General features: G+C 74.8%; 10 protein-coding genes. 5 read left to right on the top strand and 5 right to left on the bottom strand.

Going from position 1 to position 11,750, the window contains the following annotated elements; all coding sequences use genetic code 11:
• Positions 1-45 precede the first annotated feature (45 nt).
• Together ACIBAD_RS14990 and ACIBAD_RS14985 are read left to right on the top strand one after the other, a co-directional pair.
• Positions 46-534, top strand: coding sequence for a CinA family protein (locus tag ACIBAD_RS14990; protein ID WP_398906878.1), 489 nt, complete (start codon positions 46-48; stop codon positions 532-534).
• 109 nt (positions 535-643) lie between these two features.
• Positions 644-1,018: a helix-turn-helix transcriptional regulator gene (locus ACIBAD_RS14985; protein ID WP_134070687.1), complete on the top strand. Its 375-nt coding sequence runs from the start codon at positions 644-646 to the stop codon at positions 1,016-1,018.
• 492 nt (positions 1,019-1,510) lie between these two features.
• Here the strand turns inward: ACIBAD_RS14985 and ACIBAD_RS14980 are convergent, their stop codons facing one another.
• The 4 genes from ACIBAD_RS14980 to ACIBAD_RS14965 form a co-directional block, all read right to left on the bottom strand.
• Positions 1,511-2,281 carry an SDR family NAD(P)-dependent oxidoreductase gene (locus ACIBAD_RS14980; RefSeq protein WP_398906875.1) on the bottom strand — a complete coding sequence of 257 codons (771 nt, stop codon included), beginning with the start codon at positions 2,279-2,281 and terminating at the stop codon, positions 1,511-1,513.
• A 36-nt stretch (positions 2,282-2,317) separates the two neighbouring features.
• A complete protein-coding gene (locus ACIBAD_RS14975) occupies positions 2,318-3,121 on the bottom strand; it encodes an Fpg/Nei family DNA glycosylase (RefSeq protein WP_398906873.1) in 804 nt (267 codons plus the stop codon).
• A 91-nt stretch (positions 3,122-3,212) separates the two neighbouring features.
• Positions 3,213-3,896 carry a hypothetical protein gene (locus tag ACIBAD_RS14970; protein ID WP_134070683.1) on the bottom strand — a complete coding sequence of 228 codons (684 nt, stop codon included), beginning with the start codon at positions 3,894-3,896 and terminating at the stop codon, positions 3,213-3,215.
• Between the two features lie 248 nt (positions 3,897-4,144).
• Complete coding sequence (locus ACIBAD_RS14965) at positions 4,145-8,734, bottom strand: ATP-dependent helicase (RefSeq protein WP_398906871.1); 4,590 nt, start codon at positions 8,732-8,734, stop codon at positions 4,145-4,147.
• Between the two features lie 115 nt (positions 8,735-8,849).
• On the opposite strand from ACIBAD_RS14965, the gene ACIBAD_RS14960 reads away from it, so the two are divergent.
• The 3 genes from ACIBAD_RS14960 (at position 8,850) to ACIBAD_RS14950 (ending at position 10,781) form a co-directional block, all read left to right on the top strand.
• Positions 8,850-9,704 carry an AraC family transcriptional regulator gene (locus ACIBAD_RS14960; protein ID WP_398906869.1) on the top strand — a complete coding sequence of 285 codons (855 nt, stop codon included), beginning with the start codon at positions 8,850-8,852 and terminating at the stop codon, positions 9,702-9,704.
• 73 nt (positions 9,705-9,777) lie between these two features.
• A complete protein-coding gene (locus ACIBAD_RS14955; protein ID WP_398906908.1) occupies positions 9,778-10,476 on the top strand; it encodes an AzlC family ABC transporter permease in 699 nt (232 codons plus the stop codon).
• Positions 10,473-10,781, top strand: a complete 309-nt coding sequence (locus ACIBAD_RS14950; protein WP_134070679.1) for an AzlD domain-containing protein — start codon at positions 10,473-10,475, stop codon at positions 10,779-10,781. Before ACIBAD_RS14955 ends, ACIBAD_RS14950 begins: the two co-directional genes overlap by 4 nt.
• Here the strand turns inward: ACIBAD_RS14950 and ACIBAD_RS14945 are convergent.
• Entirely contained in the window at positions 10,778-11,731 is a 954-nt protein-coding gene (locus ACIBAD_RS14945) for a hypothetical protein (protein ID WP_398906866.1), read from the bottom strand. The genes ACIBAD_RS14950 and ACIBAD_RS14945 overlap by 4 nt on opposite strands.
• Between the last annotated feature and the right edge of the window lie 19 nt (positions 11,732-11,750).

Here is an 11,750-nt window from a genome sequence, read left to right as displayed (position 1 = left end):
GAACCTGCGGGGGAGAGCGCGGCCACCGCCGAGCTCGCCGCGGAGGTGCTGGGCCTCCTTGCGGAGAGTGACCAGACGCTCGCCGTCGCCGAGTCGCTGACCGGCGGGATGGTGGCCGCGGAGCTCACGGGCATCGCCGGGGCCTCCCGGTCGTTCCGCGGTTCGGTCACGGCGTACGCCACCGAGCTGAAGCACCGGATCCTGGGGGTGGACGCCGGGCTGCTGGCAGCGGAAGGTGCGGTGAACGCGCAGGTCGCGGCCGAGATGGCGGCCGGAGTGCGGCGCGTGCTGGGTGCATCGTGGGGGATCGCGACCACCGGAGTGGCCGGTCCGGACCCGCAGGACGGGCAGCCGGTCGGCACCGTTTTCATCGCCGTGGCGGGTCCGGCGGGCAGGAAAACCGTCCCGCTGAGGTTGAACGGCTCCCGTGAGGAAATTCGTAGGGAGAGTGCACGGACAGTGCTCGAACTGTTCTTGAGCGAACTCCGCGAGAATGCGCGGGGGCAGGATACGGAACAGAACGGGGGGATTTGATGTTTGCAGCCCTGAGTGAACACGACATAGCTCCCCGCACGGCCGCGGCGCGAGGCGGTACGGTGGGGCGTGAAGGATGCGGCTACACGGTCAGAGGAGGGAGCCACCGATGATTCTGCTCCGTCGCCTGCTGGGTGACGTGCTGCGTCGGCAGCGCCAGCGCCAGGGCCGTACTCTGCGCGAAGTCTCCTCGTCCGCCCGAGTTTCTCTCGGCTATCTTTCCGAGGTGGAGCGGGGGCAGAAGGAGGCATCCTCCGAGCTGCTCTCCGCGATCTGCGACGCGTTGGACGTACGGATGTCCGAGCTGATGCGCGAGGTCAGCGACGAGCTGTCGCTGGCTGAGCTGGCACAGTCTGCCAGCGAACCGGTCACGGTGCCGGTCCGCCCGATGCTCAATTCGGTCTCCGTGGCTTCGGTCGCGGGCGGACCGGAGCGGGTGACCATCAAGGCGCCTGCGGAAGCGGTGAATGTCGTAGCCGCGTGAGTTCGATGCGCGAGCTGTGAAGAAAAGAGCGTGGCCGGAGCCCCGGCCGGTGCCTGTGCACCGGCCGGGGCTCCGGGCCGTTCTGGGTGCGCGCCAGGGCGGTGTACGGGAGGATGGGGAGTCCGGACGAGTCCGGATCGCGGCCCTGATCCCGGGAGGAAGCCGTGCGGCGGTTACTACGGACACTTCCGGTACTGGGCATACCCCCGGCACTGGGCATATCCCCGGCGTTGGCCCTCGCGGTGGCGATGGGCGCGCTGTGGTGGTGGGCGGTGCTGCGGCTGGCGCTGGCGCCGGGCGAGGCGGGTCCGGTGGAGGGCGCGGTCGCCGTGGGCGGCTGGGGACTGGGGCTGCTGCCGGTGCACTGCACGCCGGGGCCCGTACGCAGGGCCCGGCGGGCGGCGGCGGAGGAGGCGGGAGCCGACGGGCCGGAGGCCCAGCCGGTGGACGGGATCCCGGCCGACCGGGCGGCTACCAGGGCCGACCGGGCGGCTACCAGGGCATCGACACTCCGCCGTTCGGGCGGAGGATCTGGCCCGTCATGAAGGACGAGGCGTCCGAGGCGAGGTAGAGCACGGCCTGGGCGATGTCCTCGGGCTCGCCGACGCGGCGCAGGGGGGACATCCGTACCATCGCGGCCTCGGTCTGCTCCTGGGCCTCGGGGCTGTGGCGGCCGGTCATCGGGGTGCGGATCCAGCCCGGGGCGACGGCGTTGACGCGGATGCCGTGGGGGCCGGCCTCGGTGGCGAGGGTCTTGGTGAGCTGGACGACGGCGGCCTTCGCGGCGCTGTAGCAGAGCAGGCCGGGCTGGGCGGCGTCCACGGCGCCGGAGGCCATCGTGATGATCGAGCCGGGACGGCCGGCCGCGATCATGGCGCGGGCGGCCTCCTGGCAGGTGCGCAGCACCCCCTTGAAGTTGACGTCCAGGACCCGGTCGAGGTCCTCGTCGGAGGTCTCCAGGACGCTGCTGGTGTGCATGACCCCGGCGACGGCGGCGGTGATGTCGAGCGGTCCGGCGGCGGCGACGGCGGCGCGCAGGGCGGCCCGGTCGGTGACGTCGAGGGGGTGGACGGTGGCGGACCCGCCGGCCTCGGCGACGAGGCCGGCCGTCTCGGCGAGGCCCTGCCCGTCGCGGTCCGCGCAGTGCACGGCGGCGCCCGCCCCGGCGAGGAGGACGGCGGTGGCGCGGCCTATGCCGCTCGCGGCGCCGGTGATCAGGGCGGTCCGGCCGGTGAGGTCGTAGGAGGCTCTGGGTGTGGGCATGCCGGGACGGTACGACCGGATCTGACGGAGCGTCAACTAGGCGGACGGGGAGGGGCCGGATTGGCAGCGGGGGCACCAGTACGTCGGGCGGTCGTCCTGCGGGGCCTCGCGGACGGGGGTGCCGCAGCGCAGGCAGGGGCGGCGGGCGCGGCCGTACACGAAGAGCTCCTGGCCGCGGCGGCGGCTGCCGGTGGTGTTGCGGATCGCGCTGTCGCCGGTGTTGGCCCGCAGCAGGCGGTGGGCGGCGCCGGCCAGGCGGACGGCGGTGGTCGCGGGATCGGGGAGGCCGCCGACCGGGGTCCAGGGGGTGACCTGGGCGAGGAAGCAGAGCTCGGACTTGTAGATGTTGCCGATGCCGGCCAGGTTGCGCTGGTCGAGCAGGGCCTCGCCGAGCGGGCGCCCGGGGGTGGCGAGGAGGTTGGCGGCGGCCTTCTCCGCGTCCCAGTCGGGGCCGAGGAGGTCGGGGCCCAGGTGGCCGACGGCCCGTTCCTCCTCGGAGGTGCGGAGCAGCTCGACGACCGGGAGGCGGTAGCCGACGGCCGTGTGTGCGGCGGTGCCGAGGACGGCGCGGATCTCGTACGCGGGGCCGCCGTGCCACTTCTGCTGCGCGGCGAAGACCCGCCAGGAGCCGTCCATGCCCAGGTGGGTGTGGAGGGTGAGGCCGCCCTCGAAGCGGGCGAGGAGGTGTTTGCCGCGCGGGGTGACGTCCAGGGTGGTGCGGCCGGTGAGGTCGGCGGTGGCGAAGCGGGGGACGCGCAGGTCGCTGCGGGTCAGCTCGTGGCCGGCCAGGGCGGCGTGCAGCCGGGCCGCGGCGCGCCAGACGCTGTCTCCTTCGGGCATGGCGCCATTGTCGCCCCGCCGGGCCGGGACGGCCGAAGCCCCCGCCGCGCCGTGGCGCGGGCGGGGGCCCGGTCGTCGGGAAGGGGGAGGGCTACTTCCAGAAGAGGCCCTTGCCGTCGTTCAGGTTGTTGTACGGGTCGCCCCAGTACTCGGCGCCGACCACCTTCGTCTGGGCGGACGGGGCCAGGGCGATGGCGCAGCTGGTCTGCGTCTGGCCGTTGGTGAAGCCCTTCGGGAGCGTCTCGTCCTTGCACTTCTCGAACTTGCCGATGACGGAGACGCCCTGGGCCTCGGAGCCGTCCGGGAGCAGGCCCTTCATGTGGCCCACGGAGGCGTACGAGAGGTCCACGGTGCCGATGTTCTTCACCGAGTAGCGGATGTAGTAGGGGATCATCCCCTTGACCTTGTCGCCCAGCTTGAGGGCGTCCAGGTCGGCCGGCTGGCCCTGCTCGACGGCGGTGACGGTGAGGGCGATGGTGCCGCCCTTGGTGTTGCCGTAGCTGAACGGCACCTGCGCCGTCTCGCCGATCTTGAAGGTCTGGCCGGGCTTCGCCTGGCCCGCCGCGGGAGCCTGGCCGCCGCCGGTGGAGGGGCTGGCCGGGGTGCCGGGCTGCGCGGACTCCTGTCCGCCCTGGCTGGGCTGGGCGGCCGGCGCGCTCGACTGCGCGGGTGCGACCTCTTCGTTGCCGTTCTTGCAGCCGGTGAGGGTCAGGGTTCCGGCAACCGCCAGACCGATGACGCCCGTTGCCGCTCGCCGCATGGTGTTGGTGCTCATTTTCTGGTCCCCCATGAGTGTGTTCTTTGACGTGGCATCGTCACGCTTGGACGCCTGCGGTGATCTTGATAGTCGAGAAGTGGCCGGGGGTGCCAGCGGGGAGGGGCTTCGTGACGTGCTCAAGACATAAGTGGAACATAAGCGCGATGGTCGAGACCGGAATGCCGGATTCGGCTGCCCGATCCGGTCTCCTGCTCCGGTCTCCTGCTCCGATCGCCCGTTCCGGCCGCCCGTTCCGGCCGCCGGATTCACGAGCGCAGGCGCAGGCCCCGCGGGGTGGCATGGAAGCCCGCGGCCTCCAGGGCCGGGCCCAGCGGGGAGGTCAACGCCGCGGCGGCGTTGATGCGTTCCACCGTGAGCGCGGGCAGCGTGCCGATCCGGGAGGCAGCCGCCAGGGCCGCGGTCGCCGCCGCGAGCCGCGGGTCCTCCGCAGGCGGCCAGGCCAGCAGCGTCTTGCCGCCCCGCTCGAGGTACAGGACGAGCTCGCCGTCGACCAGGACCACCAGCGAGCCCGCCTTGCGGCCCGGCTTGTGCGTGGCCCCGGCCGGGGGCTCCGGCCAGGACAGGGCCGCCCCGTACGCGTTCGCCGGGTCGGCGGCCGCCAGGACCACCGCCGCCAGCGGGGGCGGGTTCCGCTCGGCCGAGCGCAGCCGGTCCACCGCCCCGTCCATCGCGAACTGGGCCGCACCCAGGCCCTCCACCACGTAGCCCCGGCGGGCCTGCCCGCTGTCCTCGAAGGCCGACAGGACCCGGTACACCGCACTGAAGCCGCCCTCCACGCCCTCGGCGGCCACCGCGCCCCGCGTGACCACCCCGTGCCGGTCCAGCAGGGTCCGGGCCAGCGCGTGCGCCCGGTGGGTGGGGTCGGGGGCCCGGGTGGGCAGCAGCGACCAGCGGCCGGAGACCGTGGGCGGCCCCGGGCGGGACACCTGCGCGCTGAGCGTCCCGTACCGGCCGCGCGGGACGGTGCGCCGGGCCCGGTGGGCGGTGGCGCCCGCCGTACGGCCCGAGCCGAGCAGGGAGCGCAGCGGGGAGAGCGTGTCGTTGGTGAGCCGGCCCGACCAGGCCAGGTCCCAGACGGCCTCGGACAGTTCGAGGTCGGTGGCCTCGGACCACTTGACGCGCACGGATTCCGCGAGCTGGCGGAAGAACAGCCCGTACCCGCCGGACAGGGTGTCGAGGATCGACTGGTGAAGGGGCGTCAGCTCCAGCGGATGCGGCGGGGGCAGCAGCAGCGGGGCCGCGTCCGCCAGGTAGAGCGAGACCCAGCCGTCCTTGCCCGGCAGGGCCCCGGCACCCGCCCAGACCACCTCCCCGGCGGTGGTGAGCTCGTCCAGCAGGGTCGGGGAGTACCCCGAGACCCGGGAGGGGAGGATCAGCCGCTCCAGCGCAGAGGCGGGCACGGGGGCGCCCTGCAGCTGCTCGATCGCCCGGGCCAGGCCGTCGACGCCGCGCAGGGCCCCGCCCAGGTGCTGCCATTGCGGCAGGAAGGTCGCCAAAGAAGCCGGCGGGACCGGCTCCAGCTCCTGGCGCAGCGCCGCCAGCGAGCGGCGGCGCAGCCTGCGCAGCACGGTAGCGTCGCACCACTCCTGGCCGATGCCGGCCGGGTGGAACTCGCCCTGCACCACCCGGCCCGCCGCCGCGAGCCGGTGCAGGGCGCCCTCGGTCACGGCCGCGCCCAGGCCGAAGCGGGCGGCCACGGCGGCCGTGGTGAACGGTCCGTGGGTGCGGGCGTACCGGGCCAGGAGGTCGCCGAGCGGGTCCTTGACCGGCTCGGTGAACGCCTCCGGGACCCCGACCGGGAGCGCCGTGCCCAGCGCGTCGCGCAGCCGGCCCGCGTCCTCGATCGCCGCCCAGTGGTCCGCGCCGCCGATCCGGACCGCGATCGCCCGGCGCGTCCGGGCCAGGGCCTGCGGCCAGGCCGGGTCGGCTCCGCGCTCGGCCAGTTCGGCCGTGGTCAGCGGGCCCAGCAGGCGCAGCAGGTCGGCGACGGACTCGGCGTCCTTGGCCCGCCGGTCCTCCGTCAGCCACTGGAGCTCCCGCTCCAGCTCCTCCAGAACCTCCGCGTCGAGCAGTTCGCGCAGCTCCGCCTGGCCCAGCAGCTCCGCCAGCAGGCGCGAGTCCAAGGAGAGGGCGGCCGCCCTCCGCTCGGCGAGCGGCGAGTCCCCCTCGTACAGGAACTGGGCGACGTACCCGAAGAGCAGCGACCGGGCGAAGGGGGACGGCTCGGGGGTGGTGACCTCGACGAGCCGGACCCGGCGAGCCTCGATGTCCCCCATCAGCTCCGTCAGGCCCGGCACGTCGAACACGTCCTGGAGGCATTCCCGTACGGCCTCCAGCACGATCGGGAACGAACCGAACTCCGAGGCCACCTGGAGCAGCTGGGAGGCCCGCTGGCGCTGCTGCCACAGCGGGGTCCGCTTGCCCGGACTGCGGCGCGGCAGCAGCAGGGCGCGCGCCGCGCACTCGCGGAACCGGGAGGCGAACAAGGCGGAGCCGCCGACCTGGTCGGTGACGATCTGGTTGATCTCCCCGTGGTCGAAGGCGACGTCCGCCGCGCCCAGGGGGGCCTGTTCGTCGTCGAACTCGAAGGCCTGGGTGGCCGAGGGATCGTGGTCGAGGAGGTCCATGGAGAGCAGGTCCGCATCGGGCAGCCGGAGCACGATCCCGTCGTCGGCGTGCATGACCTGCGCGTCCATACCGTACTTCTCGGCGAGGCGGGCGCCGAGGGCCAGCGCCCAGGGGGCGTGCACCTGGGCGCCGAAGGGGGAGTGGACCACGACCCGCCAGTCGCCGAGCTCGTCACGGAACCGCTCCACCACGATGGTCCGGTCGTCGGGGACGTGCCCGCACGCCTCGCGCTGCTCCGCGAGGTACGCGAGGACGTTCTCCGCGGCCCAGGCGTCGAGGCCGGCCGCCACCAGGCGCAGCCGCGCGTCCTCCTCGGCCAGGCCGCCCAGCTCGCGCAGGAACGCGCCGACCGCGCGGCCCAGTTCGAGGGGGCGGCCCAGCTGGTCGCCCTTCCAGAACGGCAGCCGGCCCGGGACCCCGGGGGCGGGGGAGACCAGGACCCGGTCGCGGGTGATGTCCTCGATCCGCCACGACGTGGTGCCCAGCGTGAACACGTCCCCCACGCGGGACTCGTAGACCATCTCCTCGTCGAGCTCGCCGACCCGCCCGCCGCCCTTCTTGGGGTCGGCGCCCACGAGGAACACCCCGAAGAGGCCCCGGTCGGGGATGGTGCCGCCGGAGGTGACCGCGAGGCGCTGCGCGCCGGGCCGACCCGTGATCGTCCCCGCCACCCGGTCCCAGACGACCCGCGGTCTGAGCTCCGCGAACGCGTCGGACGGATACCGGCCCGCCAGCATGTCCAGCACCGCCGTGAACGCCGACTCCGGCAGCGCCGCGAACGGCGCCGCCCGCCGCACCAGCGCCAGCAGCTCGTCCAGCTGCCAGGTGTCCATCGCGGTCATCGCGACCAGCTGCTGCGCGAGCACGTCCAGCGGGTTCGACGGGATGCGCAGCGACTCGATCGAACCGGTGCGCATCCGCTCGGTGACCACCGCCGCCTGGACCAGGTCCCCGCGGTACTTCGGGAACACCACCCCCGTGGAGACCGCGCCCACCTGGTGTCCGGCCCGGCCCACGCGCTGGAGCCCGGAGGCCACCGAGGGCGGGGACTCCACCTGCACCACCAGGTCCACCGCGCCCATGTCGATGCCCAGTTCCAGACTGGAGGTGGCGACCACCGCGGGCAGCCGGCCCGCCTTCAGGTCCTCCTCCACCAGCGCCCGCTGCTCCTTGGAGACCGAGCCGTGGTGCGCCCGCGCCAGCAGCGGCGGGGCGCCCTGGGCGGCCCCCGACTGGGCCATGATCTGCGCCGGGGGCGAGCCGTCGGGCAGCTTCTCGCCCATGGCGCGCTCGTAGGCGATCTCGTTCAGCCGGTTGCACAGGCGCTCGGCGAGGCGGCGGGAGTTGGCGAACACGATCGTGGAGCGGTGGGCCTGGACCAGATCCGCGATGCGCTCCTCCACATGCGGCCAGATCGAGGGCTTGTCCCCGCCTTCCTTCCCCTCGGTGGCCGGCGAGCCGCCCAACTCGCCCATGTCCTGCACCGGGACGACCACCGACAGGTCGAACTCCTTCGCCGAGGGCGGCTGGACGATCTCGGCCTTGCCGCGCGGCGCGAGGTACCGGGCCACCTCGTCCACCGGCCGGACCGTCGCCGACAGCCCGACCCGGCGGGCCGGGCGGGGCAGCAGCTCGTCCAACCGCTCCAGGGACAGGGCCAGGTGCGCCCCGCGCTTGGTCCCCGCGACCGCGTGCACCTCGTCCAGGATCACCGTCTCGATCCCGGCCAGTGCGTCGCGCGTCGCAGAAGTCAGCATCAGGAACAGTGACTCGGGCGTGGTGATCAGGATGTCCGGCGGCCGGGTGGCCAGCGCCCGCCGCTCCGCCGGCGGGGTGTCCCCGGAGCGGATCCCGACCCGGATGTCCGGCTCGGGCAGGCCCAGGCGGACCGACTCCTGGCGGATCCCGGTCAGCGGGCTGCGCAGATTCCGCTCCACGTCGACGGCGAGGGCCTTCAGCGGCGACACGTACAGCACCCGGCAGCGCTTCTTCGGCTCGGCCGGCGGCGGGGTGGAGGCCAGCTGGTCGAGGGCGGCGAGGAAGGCGGCCAGGGTCTTGCCGGAGCCGGTCGGCGCCACGACGAGCACGTCGGAGCCCTCCCGGATGGCCCGCCAGGCGCCCTCCTGCGCGGAGGTGGGCGAGGCGAAGGCCCCCGTGAACCAGGAGCGGGTCGCGGGGGAGAACGCATCGAGCGCGGAGCCGGCCATGCCCCCATCCTGCACCCGGGTACTGACAACGGCCCGGACCTGGGGAAACACCCGGGCCGGGCGGCTCGTGGGAGCGGGCGGGGCCGCAGGGTCGGGCGGGGCGCAGAATGGGGGGATGGCGGACGGCGCGGTCGAGCGGGAGTGGGCCCGGCACTGGCAGTACGCGGAACTGCCCGGCCTGGACCTGCTGCGCGCCCACTACGTACGCCACACCTTCCCGCGCCACGCCCACGACGGGTACGTCATCGCGGCCGTCACCGGCGGCATCGAGGAGGTCGGCCTGCCCGGCGGCACCGTGCGGGCCGGGCCGGGCAGCGTGGTCCTGATCAACCCCGAGGTGCCGCACACCGCGCGCGCCGGGGTCCCGGAGGGCTGGGCGTACGCCACGCTCTACCCCTCCCGGAAGCTGATCGCCGAGGTCGCCGCGGAGATCGCCGGCCTGCGCGGGACCCCCGGCTTCACCGCCGACTCGGTCGCCGATCCGCAGACCTCGCACGTGATCACCGAGGTGCACCGGGCCGCCGAGGAAGGGAACGCGCTGGCCGCCGACACGCTGCTGCGCGGTGCGGTCGCGCGGATGCTGACCCGGCACGCCGGGCCGCTGCCCGCCCGTACGGTCCGCAGCGCCGGCGCCGCGGGCGCCGCGGCGGCCCGGGCGGTGCTCCAGGAGCGGATGGCGGAGCCGCCGTCGCTGGAACAGCTCGCCGCGGAACTGGGGACCGGCCCGTTCGCCCTGCTGCGGGCCTTCCGGGAGCGGTACGGGATGCCGCCGCACACCTGGCTGACGGACGCCCGGGTCCGGCGGGCCCGGGAGCTGCTGGAGGCGGGCACCCCGCCCGCGGAGGCGGCCGTCGCCGTCGGCTTCACCGACCAGCCCCACCTGAACCGCCACTTCACCCGCATCGTGGGGGTCCCGCCGGGCGCGTACCGCCGCGGGCGGTCGGGCGGTCAGCACCCGGCCGGAGGCTGAGCCCCCGCGTGCAAGAACGTACAAGACCCGGTCGGGCCGGGCTGCGTACGGTCGGGGCGTGGGAGAACGACAGATGGTGAGGAACGAGACCCCCGGCGCGGTCGTCCAGCGGCCGCGCGGGGCCGTCGTACGGGACGCGCTCGGGGTCGGGGTGGCCGTCGGGCTGTCCGGGTTCGCGTTCGGGGTGACCGCCGCCGGGGCCGGGATCAGCGTGCTCCAGGCCTGCGTGCTGAGCCTGCTGGTGTTCACCGGGGCCTCGCAGTTCGCGCTGGTCGGAGCGCTGGCCGCGGGCGGGAACCCGTTCACAGCGGCCGCCGGGGCCTTCTTCCTCGGCACGCGGAACGCCTTCTACGGGCTGCGGCTGTCGCAGCTGCTCGCCCTGCCGGGCGCCGTGCGGCCGCTCGCCGCCCACTGGGTGATCGACGAGACCACCGCCGTGGCGCTGGCCCAGCGCGACCGCAGGTCGGCGAGGCTCGGCTTCACGGTGACCGGGCTGAGCCTGTACCTCCTGTGGAACCTCACCACCCTGCTCGGCGCCCTCGGCGCCGAGGCCCTCGGGGACACCGCCGCATGGGGGCTGGACGCCGCCGGGCCGGCCGTCTTCCTGGCCCTGCTCGCGCCGATGCTGAAGACCGCCACCGAGCGGGCCGTCGCCGCGCTCGCCCTCGTCCTCGGGCTGGGCCTGCTGCCGGTACTGCCCGCCGGGCTGCCGGTGCTCGTCGCCGCCCTCGCCGCCCCCGCGATCCTCTGGCTGAAGGGACGCCGCTCGTGAACGTCTGGATCGCCATCGCGCTCACCGTCGTCGGCTGCTACGCCGTCAAGCTCGCCGGGCTGCTCGTGCCCGCCGGGGTACTGGAGCGGCCGAGCGTGCGCCGGCTCGCCGCCCTGCTGCCGGTCGCGCTGCTCGCGGCGCTCACCGCCCAGCAGACCTTCAGCACCGGGCACGAGCTCGTGCTCGACGCCCGCGCCGCCGGGCTGGCCGCCGCCGGACTCGCACTGCTGCTGCGGGCGCCGTTCCTGCTCGTGGTCGCCGCCGCGGTGGTCGTCACCGCAGGAGTGCGGGCCCTGGGCGGCTAGACGGGGCGCGCCGGGTCGCCGGTCAGGGGGCGGCCGTACGCGCGCAGGGTCAGCAGGGCCTCCAGGGTGGCGATCGGGCGTCGCTCCAGCGAGCTGCCCGGCGCCCACGCGAGGCGCCGCACCGGCCAGCCCCCGTCCTGCTGCTGTCCCGCGGCCAGGAAGTCCAGCGAGCGCCGGAGCTCCTCGTCGGTGAACCAGCCGCGCGCCAGCGACTCCGGCCGCCGGGCGACGTCGTGGGGGAACAGCTGCTCGCCCGGCGCGCAGCCGGGGGAGGGCGGGTACTCCCGGCGCCGGCGCGGGTCGAGCACGACCAGCCGCTGCTCGCGCACGAGCCGCCCCAGCCGGTCCGCGGCCGCCACCGCCCGCGCCCGGTCGGGGGCGCCGTTGAGGAAGGCCACCGCGCTCTGGACCTCGTACGGGTCCGTACGGCGCAGGTTCTCGACCCGCTCCCAGCAGAAGTCCGTGGCCCGGAACAGCCACGCGTGCCAGATCCGGTTGCGGTGCAGCACGCCCACCACCGGGCCCGTGGTCAGCAGCGCGCCCGGCGGGTCGTCGTACACGGGGTGGTAGGGGGCCCCGGGATAGCCGCGCGGCGCCGGGAGGACCACCGGAAGCGCGCCGTCCGCGGTGGAGACCCGGGTCAGGTGGCGGCAGAGCCGCTCGATCCGTTGCCCGGCGCAGCGGCCCAGTCCGTCCAGGACCCGCAGCGCGTGCGCGGTGTGCAGCGGATGGCTGAGCGGACCGCGCAGGTCCGGATCGAGGGCGTGGCCGTAGCCGCCGTCGGCGTTGAGGTACGAGCCGAGAGCGGTGTCCACCGCGTCGGCGTCCCCGCCGAGGAAGTGGAAGGCGAACCGCCGCTGCTCCAGGACCCGGGCCGTGAGCCAGAAGAACTGCTCGGCGCGGGCCAGCGGGGTCGGTGGGGTCAGCGAGGAAGAGTCGTCTCCAGGCATGCGTGACACCGTAGGGCGC

Source organism: Streptomyces sp. NPDC051109, from assembly GCF_044455885.1.
Classification (GTDB): Bacteria; Actinomycetota; Actinomycetes; order Streptomycetales; family Streptomycetaceae; genus Streptomyces.
Note: the sequence above shows the minus strand (reverse complement) of the source record. Positions and strands in the feature narration are given on the sequence as shown.

Excerpts from the sequence above, each read along its gene's own strand:
- ACIBAD_RS14985 (WP_134070687.1), top strand. The coding sequence starts at position 644 with ATGATTCTGCTCCGTCGCCTGCTGGGTGACGTGCTGCGTCGGCAGCGC.
- ACIBAD_RS14980 (WP_398906875.1), bottom strand. The coding sequence starts at position 2,281 with ATGCCCACACCCAGAGCCTCCTACGACCTCACCGGCCGGACCGCCCTG.
- ACIBAD_RS14975 (WP_398906873.1), bottom strand. The coding sequence starts at position 3,121 with ATGCCCGAAGGAGACAGCGTCTGGCGCGCCGCGGCCCGGCTGCACGCC.
- ACIBAD_RS14970 (WP_134070683.1), bottom strand. The coding sequence starts at position 3,896 with ATGAGCACCAACACCATGCGGCGAGCGGCAACGGGCGTCATCGGTCTG.
- ACIBAD_RS14965 (WP_398906871.1), bottom strand. The coding sequence starts at position 8,734 with ATGGCCGGCTCCGCGCTCGATGCGTTCTCCCCCGCGACCCGCTCCTGG.
- ACIBAD_RS14960 (WP_398906869.1), top strand. The coding sequence starts at position 8,850 with ATGGCGGACGGCGCGGTCGAGCGGGAGTGGGCCCGGCACTGGCAGTAC.
- ACIBAD_RS14955 (WP_398906908.1), top strand. The coding sequence starts at position 9,778 with ATGGTGAGGAACGAGACCCCCGGCGCGGTCGTCCAGCGGCCGCGCGGG.
- ACIBAD_RS14945 (WP_398906866.1), bottom strand. The coding sequence starts at position 11,731 with ATGCCTGGAGACGACTCTTCCTCGCTGACCCCACCGACCCCGCTGGCC.